The following is a 15,582-nucleotide window of genomic DNA, read 5'->3' as shown; positions in this document are numbered from 1 at the left end:
ACTACTCCGCACGGCTAAAGCCGTGGGATTCTTGGGTAATCCTCGGTAATCCAAGGAAGTTTACCAAGCTTAGACCGTGAGCCCCACGGCAAGTAACCTTTTTCCTTCGTTCAAAATGTTTTTGGCTGCATTGATATCTCGATCATGGTGAATACCACATTCTGGGCATGTCCATTCTCGCAGCTGAAGTTTCTTCACTTCTTTGTTTATATAGCCACAACTTGAACAAAGCTGACTGGATGGGAAGGTTTTCCCTACCCTTACCAATTTCCGTCCGTATTCTTTCGCTTTGTATTCTAACATCGTAACAAACTTCGACCACGAAGCATCGGTGATCGATTTCGCCAGCTTATGATTTTTCACCATGTTTTTTACTTGCAACGTTTCGATACTGATGACTTGGTTTTCGTTCACCAGTTTTATCGCCGGAGCGGATCGTAAGTAGCACCCCTCGCAAAGGATGGATATTTTGTATTTTCCGGTGGGAGTCCGACGGATCGTAGCAGACAAAATACGACCACTTACTTCTCGGGAGGGAACAAACTTTACCCAGCCTAGTTTCGGCAATTTGATTCGATTTCCCTCGATTTCGATGGTTGGTTTGCTATGTTTGGAATAGTTACACTGACTCGTATACGCATGGACCTGATTTTTTCTGCTTTTGAAACGCGGCGCATTGTTTTGCTTGCGAAAAAAACGCTGGAAGGCATCCACAAGGTGTTTCAGTGTGTTTTGCAAAGAAGTGGAATCGACTTCTTTTACCCACGCTAACTCCCGTTTTTTCTCCGTCAAGAAACGGGAACAGGTGGAATAGGAAAGCCCTTTTCCTGTTTCTTGATATACTTTGTTCCATTCTCCAAGAAAATGATTGAATACAAAACGGCTTGCAGCCAATGGATTTGTGAATCATCGTCGCCTGTGCTTTGGTAGGTCGAAGCCGGTAAGAAAATGCTTTATGCATGAGATCACCCCCCTGTAGGAATTTTGCGAATAGTGTAGATCATATGTTTGTTATTTGTCAAGTATATTTCAAATATAGTCAGGGTTGGGAAAGGCAAAAAAAGATTTTTCTAACACTCGCTTTCATCCCACGATTCAAACCTTGGGTTTTTTCGCTCGCAATGTTATAATAAGGCTTGATATGCGCCCGTAGCTCAGCGGATAGAGCACTCGTTTCCTAAACGAGGTGTCGGAGGTTCGAGTCCTCTCGGGTGCGCCAACTTTGGATATATTTAAAATTAGAAGACATCTATTGCAGCTAAAGCTGCTATTTTTTTTGTTTTTTCATCAATCTAAATACAATCATTTTAATTTTAAAACGTAATATTTACGATTTACATTTAATGTCGATATCGTTATAATTGTTTTTGATTAGGAAATAATAAGAGGTTGTTTGGAGGATCATGATGAAAAATAGAATAATTCCGCTTCTGGCTTTCGCTTTAGCGTTTGTACTTTTAGTTGGTTGTGGAAGGGAATCTCGCTCTTCCAAACCTCAAATTATTGTGTCCCTCTATCCACTCCAAGATTTTGCCCGGAAAATTGGAGGTAATTTAGTAGAGGTTACGAATATTGTACCACCAGGTACAGAGCCTCATGATTTTGATCCATCTCCACAAGACATGATTAAATTAAATAAGGCTGATTTATTTCTTTATAATGGGGCTGGATTAGAGGCATGGGTGAATCATGCTATATCGAATATCGATCAAACACATACCCTTGTTGTCAATACATCAGCTAAGCTACCTTTGAAAAAAGCACAAGACTCGACAGAACTTGATCAGGTATATGATCCTCATGTTTGGTTGAATCCATATATGGCGGAGCAACAAGCAAAAGTAATCTATGATTCCATGATAAAAATAGACCCGAAACACAAAAAAGAATTTACTGAAAACTATCAAAGGCTGAACAAGCAATTTATCGATCTTCAGAAATCTTATGAGAGTCTCCTGCATACGCCAGGGCGAGAATTTGTAACCTCTCATGCTGCATTTCGATACTTAGCAGATCAATATCATCTGAAACAAGTAGCGATTTCTGGTTTAAGCCCAGAAGATGAACCGAGTCCAAAAGAAGTAAAAAACCTTGTAGATATGCTGCGAAAACATAAAGCGAAAGTTGTTTTTTTTGAAACGTTAGTCAACAATAAACTGGCAGATACGGTGAAAAATGAGATTCATGCTGAGGCAATTGTGTTAAATCCATTGGAAGGTTTATCAGAACAAGAAATTGCTAATAAAGAAGATTATTTTTCGGTAATGAGAAATAATTTGGCTAATTTGAAGAAAGCATTAGGTGTTGCCAAATGAATAAATCAATTTTGCGGTTGGACAATGTATCCTATTCTTATCAACATCAATCGGTATTAGAAGATGTGACGTTATCTGTGGAAGAAGGGCAATTTCTTGGAATTGTTGGACCAAATGGTTCTGGAAAATCGACTTTACTAAAGATCGCATTGGGTGTATTAGAGCCGAGGAAAGGTACTGTCACCGTTTTTGGAAGCTCCATGCGGGAACAAAAACAGAAATATAATATTGGTTATGTTTCACAGAAGTCCAATAGTTTCCAACGGGATTTTCCTGCTACTGTTCAAGAAGTTATAGCGGCCGGCCTTGCATCCAAAAAAGGTATTATTCGTAGATATAATAAAAAAGATTATTTGTTGGTAGATGGAGTATTGGAGCAAGTTGGACTTCAACATTTGCGGAAAAGGAATATTGGACAACTTTCTGGAGGACAGCAGCAACGAGTTTTTATCGCACGAGCGATGATCAGTAAACCTAAGCTATTGATACTAGATGAGCCAACTGTTGGAATCGACAGAGAATCGACAAAGCAATTTTATGATTTATTACATCATCTGCATAAAAACAGCGGTCTGACTCTAATAATGGTCACACATGATATCGGAGTGGTAACAACTTTGGTAGACCGAGTAGCATGTTTAAATAAAAAACTATTCTTTCATGGGACAAGGTCTCTGTTTGTGAAACAAGAAAAAGAACTATTATCAAAAGCATACAATCATGATGTCCAAGTTATTAATCATCAGCACTGAGGAGAGAGAAAGTTGATTACTGATTTTTTAGAGTATGCCTTTTTGCAACATGCGCTCATTGCAGGGATGGTCGTTGGACTCGTTTCTCCTCTTGTGGGAATCTTTTTAGTTGTCCGACGCCTATCTTTAATCGCTGAAGCTCTATCCCATATTACCCTTTCCGGGGTTGCAGCTGGCCTTCTTCTGCAAAAGAATTTTACGTTGTTTGCGGGGATCAGTCCGTTGTTTGCAGGAATGAGTTTTGCTATTATCGGCTCTGTTGTTGTGGAACGAATCCGGCAATTTTATCGTTCTTTCCAAGAGCTGGCTATTCCGATTTTATTATCTGGTGGGATTGCAGTTGGAGTTGTTCTCATCGGTTTAGGCAATGGGTTTGGAGTAGATATTTCTGGCTTGCTATTTGGAAATATATTAGCAATTAATAAACAAGATTTGATTTTAATCAGCATAGTTGCATTTCTCGCTATTTGTTTTATTTATCTTTTTTTTAAAGAATTATTTGCCTTGGCTTTTGATGAAGAACATGCAGTATTGACAGGTATCCGGGGGAAATGGATTCATCTGATTTTTATGGTCTTGGTAGCGATGGTGATCTCTGTGGCAATTCGAGTGGTAGGGATATTACTCGTTTCTGCGTTGATGACTTTACCAGTAGCAACAAGTATGCAATTATCGCTCAGTTTCCGTAAAACTGCTTTCTTTTCTGTTTTATTTGCAGAGTTCTCTATTGTGGCAGGGTTAGTATTTGCATACTGGCTTGATATTGCTTCAGGTGGAGCGATCGTACTTGTTTCTATCGCATTATTGCTACTTGTGATCATCGGAAAGAAACTCATTTCTGTGGTACAATATAAGAAAGCGAATGTGCGAGGCGAAAGATAATGGATACAGTAACTGCCTTAGAAATGCTAAAGAAAAAAGGCTATAAATATACAGGTAAACGAGAGACGATGGTGCATATTTTTGAACGGGAAGCTCGTTATTTAAGTGCGAAGGAAATGTTGGAATATATGCAGCAAGATTATCCAAGTCTCAGTTTTGATACAGTATATCGCAACCTCTCTCTATTCGAACAGTATGGTATTTTGGAGGCTACTGAGTGGTCAGGGGAGAAAAAATATCGTCTAGCTTGTAGTGCTAACAACCATCATCACCACTTAATCTGTACCAATTGTGGTCGGACAACAGCAATTGATTTATGTCCAATGAATGCTATTTTGGGTGAACCGAAAAACTTTGAAATCACAGGTCATAAATTTGAGATATATGGACATTGTGGGGAATGCATGAAAAGCTAGGAGTGAAATAAATGAATCATGAAGATTATATGCTCTTAGCGATTGAGGAAGCAGAGAAAGCAGCTGCATTAAAAGAAGTTCCAATTGGGGCTGTTGTCGTATACCAAGATAGAGTGATTGGAAGAGGATTTAATTTGCGTGAGCAAAAACAAGATCCTCTTTTGCATGCGGAAATCTTGGCTATTCGGGAAGCTGCCAAATGTTTAGGCAGCTGGCGTCTGGAGGAATGTACGCTCTATGTTACATTGGAACCTTGCCCCATGTGTGCTGGAGCAATTTTGCAGGCACGTATCCCTCAATTAGTTTATGGGACGAGAGATCCCAAAGCAGGTTGTGTGGATAGTTTGTATCATTTATTAAACGATGAAAGATTTAACCATCAGACGACCGTGATAGATGGAGTATTACAAGAGACTTGCAGCCAAATGTTACGAACTTTTTTTCGATCACTTCGGAAAGAAAGGAAGCAAAAAAACAAGCAAACTCAATTATGACTTGAAATTAAAGCATAATCGTGTATAATGTTTTTGTTATAGCGATTTGGAGAGGTGTCCGAGTGGTCGAAGGAGCTGGCCTCGAAATCCAGTGTAGTTTCAAAGCTACCGTGGGTTCGAATCCCACCCTCTCTGCCATAATGAATATGTTACAGAAAAAGACTCTAGTAAATAGAGTCCTTTTTTTATATTTATTTTTTTGGGTTTAGGGGTCTTTTGAAATATGCGATAATACGGTCTTGGTGAGGAACGATATTCACAAGTTCCCAGCCGTTTCGCCCCCAACTGGCAAGAGCGTAATCTACTGCACCCCCAAAAACTTGACCGCGGAAAGGTTTCAAGTAATCCCCTAAACTTATATCCACACTGTACTCCCACTGTTGCACTTCCTCTTTAGATGAATCTTGATAACCTTCGCTGGTCCAGTCATGAATGCGTGTAGTAGCAAGGGAAAGCATATTCATAATTTCATCGCGTTCCGTCACTTCTAGTGAAAATATATGCGGCGCTTTAGGAAGATAAAATCGTGTATGAGAATGATAAAGTTGTAATACCAGAGTTCCTAAAGGTGTTCCATCGTTTTGCTTAATAACATACCAGATACACCTCTCACGTTCTTCGGGTGGCCCCCAGTTTTCAATGGAATCGCCCATTTGAAAGCCTTTCTTTACAATAAAACCGGTATCTAACAGTTCATTTTGGATTGGCTCCATAAATTTCTGTACATAAACTCCATACGCACGGTCACCATACTTCTCATGAATTTGTTGTAATTCCTGTTGATTTTCGTGTAATATCGTTTCCCATGTCTCTTTTACATACTGTTTTGCATATCGAATGATGTTGTTTATAGTGTTTTCTTTCTCTATAAATTGTTTTAAATTTTTCATAAATGACTTACTCCTTTTATTTTAATAAATACCATATTTCACAGAAGGATCATGATTTGCAATGACAGCAACACAGTCATCTCTCTTGGAGAAATCAGAAATCCATTGCAAAGATTGCAGTGCTTGTTGATCATTTGTTGTATTGCCAGGTAGTATGGGTTGATCCCAAGATTTTTTAGAATATCCTGCATCAGAAGCAAGGAGCAGCCAGCCGTTTTGAACACGAGCAACCACCGAGACCAAGCCATCCGTGTGTCCAGGTGTAAAAACAAGATAAACTAGCCCATCATCAAATAAATCTTTTCCTAGCTGGTAAGGACCGAAAGGGATAGGGTCTAATTTAAAAGGTTCAAACGCAATCCCCTCACACCTTGCTTTTTGAAAGGATTTTGCTCCATTCCATTCAGGTTCACTAACTAGAAAGGATTTTGCATCAGCAAGAAGGTGAATTCCACTGATATGATCAATATCTAAATGTGAAATCACAACATAATCGATATTTTTTACAGATTGCCTTTTTGATGCCAATTGTTCTTTTATCGACTGCCCTGATGGTAAGTGAGGATGACAAAATTTATATGCGTGTCCTAAGTGCTCTTCTGGACGAGTGCGTACATCTTCACTCCAGCCGGCATCAATGACTACTGTTCCTTTTGGATGTTCGATTAAATAACAAGATACAGGAATACATAGTTGATACTTCTCAGGTCTTTGGTCAACAAATGGCACATGATCAAGGTCAAGATCTTTATAAGCCAATCGACGGTCGACTTTTACGTTACCACAATGCATTACATGTACTTTTACAAAATTACTCATAATATAGCACCACCACGAATTTTAACGATGTTAAATTTAATTAACAGTGTTAGAATAATAGAGTATTAATCATTTGTCAAGTAAAGGAGTTAAAAATGTCTAAAAGTATTGAAAAAATAATTGGCTACTCAACAGAAGAGTCTGTACATCCATTGAGTCGAGATCGAATCGTAAAAGCAGCCTTGCAATTATTACTACAGATGAGCTTAAAAGAACTAAGTATGAGGAAAATAGCAAGTAAACTGGATGTTAAGGCAGCAGCTTTGTATTACCATGTAAAAAATAAAGATGAACTTTTACAATTATTAGCAGATGAGATAAGTGTACAGATGGGTGAAGAATGGTTAAATCCTTCTCTAACTTGGAGAGAACAATTAGTGGAATGGTCTTCAACTTTTCGTAATGCATTAAAAGCCTATCCAAGTGCAGTAGATATTTTTACAGAAACAATAGCAATGAGTTATCATCGTTTATTACAAATTGAATGGTTATACAGCGTTTTGGCAAAAGCTGGTTTTGGAGATGAACAAATTCCTTGGGCTGCTTCAATGCTTAAAAACCATGTAGTTGGTTTTGTAGCAGAAGAAGTTCGTAAAACTGGATTTGCAGATGAAAAAGAAGCAGAAAGTACAGAAGGGTCTGAAAAATTTACTTCTTTTTTTGAGAATCTTCCCAGTGATCAATTTCCCCAAATGATTCGTCTGGCAAAAGTAACAACAAATCCGGATTGGGAAAAAGAATTTCAGTTCGGAATAAGGGTTCTATTAGACGGGTTTGAAAAACGATTAAAAAAAGAAAATAAATAGCGAATGAAAGTACCTTATTAAGCAGACATATGAAAAATAGTCTACCTATAGGGTACTTTCTCGTATATAAGGATTTTATAGTGATCAAAAAATTCTTTACATACCGCCAGTCGGTGTGGTACGATGATTTCAGACAAACCAACTGGCGGTACTACATCAAAGGAGAATGAAGCATGGATAATAAAACATATCAACTGATTTTTCATGATTTAGATCAAGAGCATCCACATCTGCGATTGCAAGTAAAAGGGAACGTCCCCAATATGGAGGCTTCACATGAAAAAAGGTAAATCAGAAATCATTATCACGATTGTTATCAATATCGCATTGCCTTATCTCATCTACACACTTTTGAAAGATCATACTTCCAATGTGGTAGCATTATCTATTGCAGCTTGTGTCCCATTGTTAGATTCTGTTTATCACCTGATAAAAGATAAAAAATTCGACGCATTCTCTTCTTTTATTTTCTTAGGCATTGTACTTGGAGTTATTGCTGCATTAATTGGTGGAGATGAACGCTTTATTCTATTGCGGGAATCTTATGTAACAGGGGTTATGGGCATATTATTTCTTGCTTCTCTGTTGTTCGACAAACCACTCATCTATCATTTTGCAGTAAGATTTACTCCCGATAGTGATATCATTGCAAAACGTTGGGAAGAAGAGCACGGATTTCGTCGTTCTATGAGACTAATGTCTCTTGTTTGGGGAGTTGGACTAGTCATTGAAGCATTAGTCAAAGTGGTACTTGTTTATAATCTGACCATTCCAACTGCGCTGTGGGTTTCCCCAATAGTACAGTATGTTATCATCGCGTTGTTGATTGTTTGGAATATACGCTATGTGAAAAGTAAACACAGAGCTTAAAATTAAAGGGATGTATAAAAAATGAAACAAAATGAGTTGAATCCAACATTACGTTTGTTATTAGATACAACAGAGGAATTAATTTTAGAAAGAGGATGTCAACGTACTACTTTACAAGACATTTTGCAAAAAACAGGTGTATCGAAAGGCGCTATTTACCACTATGTAAATAGTAAAGATGAGCTTTTTGCCCTGATCTTAAAACAAAAACTAGTTCAAGTAGATGAACAATTCAATAAAGAAGTTTCCACTGCTAACGACGGAAATGAACCATTTAGAGGAATAGCTGGGCGTTTTAATAAAATCGCAAATACAGATAGTGTATCTAATCTAATCTTTATTTACTTACTCAGTAAAATGGAGAACCAAGCTATTCGAGAAACATTACAAAATTTACATGAAAGTGCAGTGCAAATGGGATCAGGGTGGATAAATGTTGGAAAAGAACATGGAGTTATTCCAAAAGAAGCAGATGAGGAAAAATTAAGCGAAATGTTCAATGTTTTTAAGTATGGACTTGTAGTGCAAAATTTAATTGCAAAAAATGACAAGTTAGATGAGATGGATATCTATCAGTTGCTTATACAGAATCTAAAAAAATAATATTTTGAGAAGTTATTTAATAGCAGTGGAAATTAAATAAGAGGACCCCTGTTTTATTTAGAGGTTCTCTTGGAGTGTATTTTCTATCATGCTATTGATCTATTTTAAATCTTCTCTTTCAATGACTTTGTCAATTATTCCATATGCTAATGCTTCTTTTGCATCCAAGTAGTTATCGCGATCCGTGTCCTGTTCAATTTCCTCGATTGTTTTCCCACAGCGTTCCGCGTAGATTTTATTCAGTGTATTTCTCGTCTTCAACATGTTTTTTGCACGAATTTCAATATCGCTTGCTTGACCATTTATTTGTTGTACCCATGGTTGATGAATTAATATTTCAGCATTTGGCAAAGCCATCCGTTTTCCTTTTGCACCGCCAATGAGGATCGTAGCACCCATGGAAGCAGCGAAACCTACAGCAATGGTAGATATATCAGGTTTAATAAATTGCATAGTGTCAAAGATTGCAAGTCCTGCTGTTACAGAACCGCCTGGGGAGTTGATAAACATTTGAATATCTTTTTCCTCATCTTCAGCGGCGAGAAAGAGCAATTGAGCAATAATGGCATTTGCAACTTGGTCGTCAATTGCTGATCCCAAAAAAACAATCCGATCTTTAAGCATTCGAGAGTAAATATCATAAGTTCTTTCTCCATACTTAGTTTGTTCAATAATATAAGGGATTTGCATGGTATACCATCCTCTCTATTTTACTATTGATTACGCAGCAAACTGCATACGGGTAGAAGAGTGATTTTGTGTTCTGCCAAATCCAGAAGAAATAATTTTTAATTTAACTTCCTCTTTTTCTGTATGAATGGCTAATTCTTGGTGGATAGCTTCTTGATGTTTTTGCGGAAATTTCACTACATTGCCAGTTGTACTTGCTGCTGTTGTTGTTTGCCAAACAATGGTAGATTGGGTCTTTCCAGCAGAAACTCGTTTTTTATTCATTTGTATCACTACTCCCTTGATCTGGATCAGGATAAACAGATAATAAAATTTGATAAGGGTTTGTATGCTCTTTTTTTGTCTGGTATCTCTTCACCAAATTTTCAACCAAAGATACATAATCTTCCACAAATTGTTCCCTTACGGATTCATTCGCTAAGTTTACTTGCATTTGCAGGGAAGCACTTGGTATTACTTCATTTTGATCGGATTGTTCCATCAGCAAAAGTGCATCCTGTTTCATACGCTCTGAAGTGTGTATCAGGTGGAGAAGAGAGCCTTGATCTTTCATTTTTTGAATGGTGTCTTTTCCTATGGAGAGTGACTCTGACAGTAGAAATGTTTTGGCAATACTTTGATAGAGCACCTCCACCAGATTCCTCACTTGGCGAGTACCAACTTTGGTCACTAATCCTACCTTTTGCAGTGTTTTCAGATGATAATTGATGCGTTGCGGGGTTTCTTTTAACTTTTTCGCTACTTCTGTTGCTGAACCCGGTTGCTTTAATTGAGCTAAAATTTCTGCTCGCAAAGGATTTATCAGGGCAGAAGCTTGCTCAGGTAATTCAATTAAATACGTTTCTTGTAGTGGCTGTTTCATCATAAAAATTCACCTTCTTAAAACATAACTTCTACGTAAAAATAATTTATTACATAAAAATAAATTTGTCAATAAATTTGCAACCAAATAACGGATGTTGTTGTTTGTCTCAATTTGTGTTAAGATAGTTTTTGCCGTGCTAGATGGGGAGGTGGCGGTGCCCTGTAACTCGCAATCCGCCTTAGCGGGGTTGAATTCCTATCCGAGGCTTATTCTGTGTGAGGCTTGGCCTTTCTGGACAGTGTTGACGATTGGGTCCTGCGCAACGAGTACTTCTGAACCGTGTCAGGTCCTGACGGAAGCAGCACTAAGGTTGACCACTTGTGTGCCGTAGGGTTGCCTGATTTGAGCTGAAAGGGAAGTTACCGCTTGGACAGATAAGTCAAAGATAGGTGCGCGGTTTACATATGCAAAAAGAGATTTTGCCAATATAGATGTGTAGAAAAACCAGTCTAGTGAATAGATCACTAAGCTGGTTTTTTTTATATATAATAATGGAAAATATATACAAAAAAGAAGGAAGAAAGGCAAAAAAAGAGAATCTAAGTAATAGTAACTTTGCACTATTTGCACCTTTGTCATGTTGATTTGTATGCAGGATGATAAATAATTTCTTTTCTGGACTGGTGGTTGTTCGTATGGTTTCAAGGGAAGTGATAGTGTGGTGGAATCAATGATCCATGCAGACGCTAGTATCGTTAGGAGATCCGAAGATCCCCCTTCTTATCCGGTGGTACATTCTTATCCATTTCCACACTACGAGCATATGACAGATCTTTTTTCACAATTGCAGATTGGAATTTGGTTAGTTGATCAGCGAGGCTCTATTGTTGAGTTGAATAACATTTCAAGTCGATATCTTGGATTAGATCGCGATGCTGTATTATACCGTCCCATTGACCACGTCATTACACAACTTGATCCCTCACAGCCGAACTACAAACAATTTATCTCTTTCCTTACCAGTACACATCCACAGCAAAATGAAATGGAACTTGAATGGGAAACTGCTGAAGGCAGGCATCTTTTTCTTGTTCGGAGAAGGCGAATCCAAAATATTGAATCCAATTTTAATGGAGATCTTTTTATGATGGAAAATAAGACTGAATTTGATTCGCTCGCCAAACAAGCACAATTGAGTAACCGGTTGGCAACAATCGGGCAAATAGCAGCCGGAACGGCCCATGAAATAAGAAATCCGCTTACTTCCATACGCGGTTTTTTACAAGTAATTGGTCATAAGTTAAAAGAAAACGGCCAACAAAAAGAACATGCTTATATTGATATCATGTTAAAAGAAATAAATCGTATCAATAGCCTTGTTAGTGAGTTTTTAATGTTGAGTAAACCTCGGCTCGTAAACAGGCAAACTTCTACCATTATGCTTCAAGAAGCAATAGATGAGATTCTCCTCATTGTTCAGAGTGAAGCTACTTTACATAATATTGATCTCCAATATCAACAAGAAGTAGAAGGAGCTCTCTTTATAGAAGCAGATAGTGAATTAATCAAGCAAGTATTTCTCAACTTGTGTAAAAACGCAATTGAAGCCATGGTGAGTGATGGAGTGCTCTCCATTTGTATTCGTATAGATGAGCTAGGGCAATGTGCAGTGGTAGAAATAGCTGATCAAGGACCTGGTATTCCGAGATGTATGATGGAAAAAGTTTTTGATCCTTTTTATACAACAAAAGAAAATGGAACAGGACTCGGTTTACCTATTTGTAAACAAATCCTGAGAGAACTAAATGGCAAAATGGAGGTTTGCTCCGATGAAAAAGGTACTACCTTTTATATTTATTTGCCACTTGCAACCCTCTCTTCATGAGATGGGTTGTTTTTTTGGAAAGAGTATGTAAGATGTAGTATGATGAGAGTTGAATTTAATAAATAGGATGGTGTTTTCCCTATGTCCTATCGAGCATTATATCGGGTTTGGAGACCGCAGCATTTTCGCGACTTGGTTGGGCAGGAACATGTCACTACTACCTTAGCAAACTCACTAACAGGGGGGCAGATTTCACATGCTTACTTGTTTAGTGGTCCAAGAGGGACAGGGAAAACTAGTGCAGCTAAGATATTTGCCAAAGCAGTCAACTGTCAACATGGGCCAGCCGCAGAACCATGTAACGAGTGCGAATCGTGCAGAGCTATCACAGAAGGGTCTTTATTAGATGTGATTGAAATTGATGCAGCTTCTAATCGTGGTGTAGACGAGATTCGTGATCTTCGCGATAAAGTTAAATACGCACCCACAGAAGTACGATACAAAGTATATATTATTGATGAAGTTCATATGTTGACGACTGAAGCATTTAATGCCTTACTTAAAACTCTGGAAGAGCCACCTTCACACGTTATATTTATTCTTGCAACTACAGAACCACATAAATTACCAGCAACGATTATCTCAAGGTGTCAACGGTTTCCTTTTCGGCGTATCCCTCATCAGCGAGTGGTACAGAGGCTGCAACATGTTGCGGAGCAAGAAGGAATTTCTGCTGATTTGGCTGCATTGGAGCAGATTGCTCGTGTTGCAGATGGAGGTCTCAGGGATGCTTTAAGTTTATTGGATCAAGCAATCTCTTTTTCCGAGAAGGCTTTGACTGAAGAAGTCGTTCTTTCCATTATTGGAGGAGTTTCCGAACATTCTCTTCTCCAACTATTAACTTACTTACAGGAAAAAGATCGATCTGCGGCATTGAGCCAGATAGCTGATTTTATCATCTATGGCATAGAAGTTGATCAAGTTGTACAGGACTTATTACTAGTCACAAGAGATCTTTTGTTAGCTAAAACAGCTGTGGAAAAAGCGAGTATTTCGGAAACAATTAAAAATCAGTCATCTCGGTATCAATCTGAAGAACTAATGCACTGGATTGAACAATTGGTATTGATAGAACAGCAATTAAAATGGGTAAATTATCCACAAATATTATTAGAACTTTTTATATTGAAACAAACAAGTACTTCTATTTCTAAACAACAAGAAGGGATAGACTCTATTTATGAACAACCTCCACAGAAGGTGGAGAAAGTAGCATCAGTAGAGCAAGTGGTGGAACAAAAGGAAGAGGTTCCTAAGGTTCAAAAAGCACCTGCAAAAACAACAAATCATAATCAAGGTTCAAGAAATTCGTCCATTAATCCAGAGATTAGCCGTATATGGCCGGATATTTTGTATGCTATTAAACAACAACGTGTAACCCTTCACGCATGGTTAGCTGATGGTGAAATTGTGGAAACATCAGACTATGCCATCACTATTGCGATGAAAGGCGCTTTCCATCGAGATACTGTTTTAAAACCAGAAAATAAAAAGCTCATTGAACAAGAACTGGAAAAGATTTTCCATAAAACATATGAATTAAAGGCTTGGACCCGAGAGGAATGGGAAAGCCAAAGAGGGAAAGATGAGATTTCTATTACGACTCCTGCTGAAACAAAGGATTTCGATGATGATATAGTAAAGAAGGCTATTTCGCTTTTCGGTGAAGAATTGGTTACAATAGAAAAATAAATGTTGAGAGGATAAGATCGTATGAAGCAAATGAATCAAATGATGAAACAAATGAAAAAAATGCAAGATCAGTTGATGAAAGCACAGCAAGAATTAGAAGCAAAAGAGTTTGAAGGAACAGCCGGCGGTGGAGTAGTAAAAGTCACAGTGAACGGTAAAAAACAAGTAGTAGGTTTGAATATCCAACCAGATGTAGTAGATCCAGATGATGTGGAGATGCTGCAAGATTTAATTATCGCTGCATTTAATGAGGCACAAAAACAAGTGGACGATGCAACCTCTAAAGACTTAGGCAAGCTTACTGGCGGATTAAATATTCCAGGGCTTTTTTAGGCAGGTGAACACCGTTGTATTTACCTGAGCCTATAGTTAACCTTATCGATGGATTTCAGCGATTACCGGGAATTGGTGCTAAAACGGCACAGAGATTAGCCTTTACTATTTTAAAAATGGATGATGAAGATGTGGCAGATTTTGCCCAAGCATTAATTCAAGTGAAACGTGACTTGAAAGTTTGCACGGTTTGTCAGAACATATCCGATCAAGATATATGTCTTATTTGCCAAGATAAAAGCAGAGACCGCTCCGTTATCTGTGTGATACAAGAAACAAAAGATTTGATAGCGATGGAGAGAACCAAAGAGTTTAATGGCATGTACCATGTATTAGGTGGTGCCATCTCTCCTATTGAAGGAATAGGACCTGAGCAACTTAAAATTCCTGCGCTTTTAGAACGTTTATCCGATGAAAAAGTAAAAGAACTCATTTTGGCAACTAACCCCAATATGGAAGGAGAGGCGACCGCAATGTATTTATCTCGTCTCGTCAAGCCATTTGGAATCAAGGTTACTCGTATAGCACATGGTCTGCCAGTCGGTGGCGATCTGGAATACGCAGATGAGGTTACTTTAACGAAAGCATTGGAAGGAAGAAGAGAAATATAGGTTTTTTTCATTCTTGTGACAATCCAATAATAAACAAAAGTCATTTTTCTTTCACAGAAGAGTGGCTTTTTTATTTGTGGAAGTTTTCGTAATAGGGAAGAGGGGAAGGAAAGACCTTCAACTTATTCATCTTTGGTTATCACTGTATTTAAAGTTAGATCACACATTCTAAACTAGAAATTTTACTTAGATCATTGTTAGAAAGTGGTACTGAATGAGACACTTGTCCCATAGAAATAAAGATAAGTGGATTTATGGGATAAGAGGTGGGGCTAAGTGTTAGAACTAAAGTGGTGGCTTATTGCAGGTGTTGGTGGTGTGCTTTTTTTTATGCTGATCAGTAGGTCGGTAAAACAACCTTTGATTTGGTTGTGGCAGGGAATTCTATATTCGGCAATTGGAAGTCTAATTATCTTTTTGATAAATTTTATTGGACAATCATTTCACTTTTCATTACCAATCAATTTCCTTACAGCTATTGCAGTAGGTTTTTTAAGAATTCCTGGCTTAGCATATATCGTAGCAGTGAAATTATTGGTATTACCTTAGTTATTTTTCCTCCATACATTAGACATGGAGGAATCTTTGATTGGGTATCAAGAAATGGTTGGATGAAAGTGAATTCCATGCATAAAACCAAGAGAGTAAAATAAAAATAAAAAAAGGTGTTGACTATTTAAGTCTGTCCATGCTATATTATTTCTTGTCGCCGCGACAGT

The 15,582-nt window shown here is 37.9% G+C and carries 18 protein-coding genes, 2 tRNA genes, 1 other RNA gene and 1 pseudogene; 16 read left to right on the top strand and 6 right to left on the bottom strand.

The genetic code is table 11. From position 1 onward, the window contains the following. Positions 1–69: 69 nt before the first annotated feature. Positions 70–961 (bottom strand): annotated as a pseudogene (locus tag AC5WOF_RS10920) (RNA-guided endonuclease TnpB family protein). A 182-nt stretch (positions 962–1,143) separates the two neighbouring features. Between AC5WOF_RS10920 and AC5WOF_RS10915 the strand changes: the two are divergent. The 7 genes from AC5WOF_RS10915 to AC5WOF_RS10885 all read left to right on the top strand — a co-directional run bounded on the left by AC5WOF_RS10915 (position 1,144) and on the right by AC5WOF_RS10885 (position 4,997). Next, a tRNA-Arg gene (locus tag AC5WOF_RS10915) sits at positions 1,144–1,219 on the top strand. A gap of 187 nt (positions 1,220–1,406) precedes the next feature. Next, the gene (locus AC5WOF_RS10910) at positions 1,407–2,315 is read left to right on the top strand and encodes a metal ABC transporter substrate-binding protein (RefSeq protein WP_496049996.1); all 909 of its coding nucleotides are present in this window, start codon (positions 1,407–1,409) and stop codon (positions 2,313–2,315) included. Further along, positions 2,312–3,067: a metal ABC transporter ATP-binding protein gene (locus AC5WOF_RS10905; RefSeq protein WP_496049995.1), complete on the top strand. Its 756-nt coding sequence runs from the start codon at positions 2,312–2,314 to the stop codon at positions 3,065–3,067. The genes AC5WOF_RS10910 and AC5WOF_RS10905 overlap by 4 nt, the downstream gene beginning before the upstream one ends. Before the next feature lie 12 nt (positions 3,068–3,079). Beyond that, positions 3,080–3,949 (top strand): metal ABC transporter permease, encoded by an 870-nt coding sequence (locus AC5WOF_RS10900; protein ID WP_496049994.1) that lies wholly within the window; start codon positions 3,080–3,082, stop codon positions 3,947–3,949. Continuing rightward, the gene (locus AC5WOF_RS10895) at positions 3,949–4,365 is read left to right on the top strand and encodes a Fur family transcriptional regulator (protein WP_496049993.1); all 417 of its coding nucleotides are present in this window, start codon (positions 3,949–3,951) and stop codon (positions 4,363–4,365) included. The genes AC5WOF_RS10900 and AC5WOF_RS10895 overlap by 1 nt, the downstream gene beginning before the upstream one ends. Positions 4,366–4,376: 11 nt before the next feature. Beyond that, entirely contained in the window at positions 4,377–4,859 is a 483-nt protein-coding gene (gene tadA, locus AC5WOF_RS10890) for a tRNA adenosine(34) deaminase TadA (protein ID WP_496049992.1), read from the top strand. Positions 4,860–4,907: 48 nt separating this feature from the next. Next, positions 4,908–4,997 (top strand) — tRNA-Ser (locus tag AC5WOF_RS10885). A gap of 53 nt (positions 4,998–5,050) precedes the next feature. On the opposite strand, the gene AC5WOF_RS10880 is transcribed toward AC5WOF_RS10885, so the two are convergent. Together AC5WOF_RS10880 and AC5WOF_RS10875 are read right to left on the bottom strand one after the other, a co-directional pair. Continuing rightward, the gene (locus AC5WOF_RS10880) at positions 5,051–5,749 is read right to left on the bottom strand and encodes a DUF6022 family protein (RefSeq protein ID WP_496049991.1); all 699 of its coding nucleotides are present in this window, start codon (positions 5,747–5,749) and stop codon (positions 5,051–5,053) included. A 21-nt stretch (positions 5,750–5,770) separates the two neighbouring features. Next, on the bottom strand, positions 5,771–6,568 hold the full coding sequence (locus AC5WOF_RS10875) for an N-acyl homoserine lactonase family protein (protein ID WP_496049990.1): 798 nt from the start codon (positions 6,566–6,568) through the stop codon (positions 5,771–5,773). Positions 6,569–6,663: 95 nt separating this feature from the next. On the opposite strand from AC5WOF_RS10875, the gene AC5WOF_RS10870 reads away from it, so the two are divergent. The 3 genes from AC5WOF_RS10870 (at position 6,664) to AC5WOF_RS10860 (ending at position 8,847) form a co-directional block, all read left to right on the top strand. Next, positions 6,664–7,374, top strand: coding sequence for a TetR/AcrR family transcriptional regulator C-terminal domain-containing protein (locus tag AC5WOF_RS10870; protein WP_496049989.1), 711 nt, complete (start codon positions 6,664–6,666; stop codon positions 7,372–7,374). A gap of 276 nt (positions 7,375–7,650) precedes the next feature. Then, positions 7,651–8,244 (top strand): VC0807 family protein, encoded by a 594-nt coding sequence (locus AC5WOF_RS10865; RefSeq protein ID WP_496049988.1) that lies wholly within the window; start codon positions 7,651–7,653, stop codon positions 8,242–8,244. A 21-nt stretch (positions 8,245–8,265) separates the two neighbouring features. Then, a complete protein-coding gene (locus AC5WOF_RS10860) occupies positions 8,266–8,847 on the top strand; it encodes a TetR/AcrR family transcriptional regulator (protein WP_496049987.1) in 582 nt (193 codons plus the stop codon). Positions 8,848–8,946: 99 nt separating this feature from the next. Here the strand turns inward: AC5WOF_RS10860 and AC5WOF_RS10855 are convergent, their stop codons facing one another. Genes AC5WOF_RS10855 through AC5WOF_RS10845 form a run of 3 tightly spaced genes read right to left on the bottom strand, consistent with a single transcriptional unit; the run spans position 8,947 to position 10,402 of the window. Further along, positions 8,947–9,537: an ATP-dependent Clp protease proteolytic subunit gene (locus tag AC5WOF_RS10855; RefSeq protein ID WP_496049986.1), complete on the bottom strand. Its 591-nt coding sequence runs from the start codon at positions 9,535–9,537 to the stop codon at positions 8,947–8,949. A gap of 30 nt (positions 9,538–9,567) precedes the next feature. Then, positions 9,568–9,801, bottom strand: coding sequence for a hypothetical protein (locus tag AC5WOF_RS10850; RefSeq protein WP_496049985.1), 234 nt, complete (start codon positions 9,799–9,801; stop codon positions 9,568–9,570). After that, the gene (locus AC5WOF_RS10845) at positions 9,794–10,402 is read right to left on the bottom strand and encodes a winged helix-turn-helix domain-containing protein (protein ID WP_496049984.1); all 609 of its coding nucleotides are present in this window, start codon (positions 10,400–10,402) and stop codon (positions 9,794–9,796) included. Before AC5WOF_RS10845 ends, AC5WOF_RS10850 begins: the two co-directional genes overlap by 8 nt. A gap of 131 nt (positions 10,403–10,533) precedes the next feature. Here AC5WOF_RS10845 and ffs point away from each other — a divergent pair. From ffs to AC5WOF_RS10815, 6 genes are all read left to right on the top strand, one after another. Beyond that, an RNA gene (ffs, locus tag AC5WOF_RS10840) (signal recognition particle sRNA large type) lies at positions 10,534–10,799 on the top strand. 273 nt (positions 10,800–11,072) lie between these two features. Then, complete coding sequence (locus AC5WOF_RS10835) at positions 11,073–12,227, top strand: two-component system sensor histidine kinase NtrB (protein ID WP_496049983.1); 1,155 nt, start codon at positions 11,073–11,075, stop codon at positions 12,225–12,227. An 81-nt stretch (positions 12,228–12,308) separates the two neighbouring features. Next, positions 12,309–13,919 carry a DNA polymerase III subunit gamma/tau gene (gene dnaX / locus AC5WOF_RS10830; protein ID WP_496049982.1) on the top strand — a complete coding sequence of 537 codons (1,611 nt, stop codon included), beginning with the start codon at positions 12,309–12,311 and terminating at the stop codon, positions 13,917–13,919. A 21-nt stretch (positions 13,920–13,940) separates the two neighbouring features. Next, on the top strand, positions 13,941–14,252 hold the full coding sequence (locus AC5WOF_RS10825; protein ID WP_496049981.1) for a YbaB/EbfC family nucleoid-associated protein: 312 nt from the start codon (positions 13,941–13,943) through the stop codon (positions 14,250–14,252). Positions 14,253–14,266: 14 nt separating this feature from the next. After that, positions 14,267–14,863 (top strand): recombination mediator RecR, encoded by a 597-nt coding sequence (recR, locus tag AC5WOF_RS10820; RefSeq protein WP_496049980.1) that lies wholly within the window; start codon positions 14,267–14,269, stop codon positions 14,861–14,863. 276 nt (positions 14,864–15,139) lie between these two features. Further along, on the top strand, positions 15,140–15,412 hold the full coding sequence (locus AC5WOF_RS10815; protein ID WP_496049979.1) for a pro-sigmaK processing inhibitor BofA family protein: 273 nt from the start codon (positions 15,140–15,142) through the stop codon (positions 15,410–15,412). Positions 15,413–15,582: the final 170 nt, after the last annotated feature.

The organism is Shimazuella sp. NTD250 (assembly GCF_059510375.1).
Note: the sequence above shows the minus strand (reverse complement) of the source record. Positions and strands in the feature narration are given on the sequence as shown.

Coding starts and splice junctions, on each gene's coding strand:
- AC5WOF_RS10880 (WP_496049991.1), bottom strand. CDS start 5,749: ATGAAAAATTTAAAACAATTTATAGAGAAAGAAAACACTATAAACAAC.
- AC5WOF_RS10870 (WP_496049989.1), top strand. CDS start 6,664: ATGTCTAAAAGTATTGAAAAAATAATTGGCTACTCAACAGAAGAGTCT.
- AC5WOF_RS10825 (WP_496049981.1), top strand. CDS start 13,941: ATGAAGCAAATGAATCAAATGATGAAACAAATGAAAAAAATGCAAGAT.
- AC5WOF_RS10910 (WP_496049996.1), top strand. CDS start 1,407: ATGAAAAATAGAATAATTCCGCTTCTGGCTTTCGCTTTAGCGTTTGTA.
- AC5WOF_RS10845 (WP_496049984.1), bottom strand. CDS start 10,402: ATGATGAAACAGCCACTACAAGAAACGTATTTAATTGAATTACCTGAG.
- AC5WOF_RS10835 (WP_496049983.1), top strand. CDS start 11,073: ATGATCCATGCAGACGCTAGTATCGTTAGGAGATCCGAAGATCCCCCT.
- AC5WOF_RS10860 (WP_496049987.1), top strand. CDS start 8,266: ATGAAACAAAATGAGTTGAATCCAACATTACGTTTGTTATTAGATACA.
- dnaX (WP_496049982.1), top strand. CDS start 12,309: ATGTCCTATCGAGCATTATATCGGGTTTGGAGACCGCAGCATTTTCGC.
- AC5WOF_RS10865 (WP_496049988.1), top strand. CDS start 7,651: ATGAAAAAAGGTAAATCAGAAATCATTATCACGATTGTTATCAATATC.
- AC5WOF_RS10855 (WP_496049986.1), bottom strand. CDS start 9,537: ATGCAAATCCCTTATATTATTGAACAAACTAAGTATGGAGAAAGAACT.
- AC5WOF_RS10850 (WP_496049985.1), bottom strand. CDS start 9,801: ATGAATAAAAAACGAGTTTCTGCTGGAAAGACCCAATCTACCATTGTT.
- AC5WOF_RS10875 (WP_496049990.1), bottom strand. CDS start 6,568: ATGAGTAATTTTGTAAAAGTACATGTAATGCATTGTGGTAACGTAAAA.
- AC5WOF_RS10905 (WP_496049995.1), top strand. CDS start 2,312: ATGAATAAATCAATTTTGCGGTTGGACAATGTATCCTATTCTTATCAA.
- tadA (WP_496049992.1), top strand. CDS start 4,377: ATGAATCATGAAGATTATATGCTCTTAGCGATTGAGGAAGCAGAGAAA.
- AC5WOF_RS10895 (WP_496049993.1), top strand. CDS start 3,949: ATGGATACAGTAACTGCCTTAGAAATGCTAAAGAAAAAAGGCTATAAA.